1 protein-coding gene is annotated in these 364 nt (G+C 78.0%); it reads left to right on the top strand.

The genetic code is table 11. From position 1 onward, the window contains the following. Positions 1–364 (top strand): DUF2332 family protein (locus C7C45_RS33155; RefSeq protein WP_146247503.1); only part of this gene is annotated, 364 nt, incomplete at both ends.

The following is a 364-nucleotide window of genomic DNA, read 5'->3' on the forward strand; positions in this document are numbered from 1 at the left end:
TGCTCGCCGCGCTGCCGCAGCCCATCGCCCTGCTGGAGGTCGGCGCGTCCGCCGGCCTCAACCTCTACCCCGACCGGTACGCGTACCGCTATGGCGATCATCAGGTCGGGTCCGGCGAGCCGGTCCTGGAGTGCGCGGCCAGCGGGTTGGAGCCGCCGGTACGCGTACCCCAGGTGGTGTGGCGGGCCGGGCTGGACCTGAACCCGCCCGACGTGACCGACCCTGACGACGTGTCCTGGTTGGACGCGCTGATCTGGCCGGAGCACGCCCACCGGCGGGCCCGCCCGCGGGCGGCGGCGGCGGGCGCCGCCGCCGACCCCCCCCCCGCCCGTCCCCCGCGAGCTCGTGGACGCCCCGCCGCCGC

The organism is Micromonospora arborensis, assembly GCF_003205615.1.
Taxonomy (GTDB): Bacteria; Actinomycetota; Actinomycetes; order Mycobacteriales; family Micromonosporaceae; genus Micromonospora; species Micromonospora arborensis.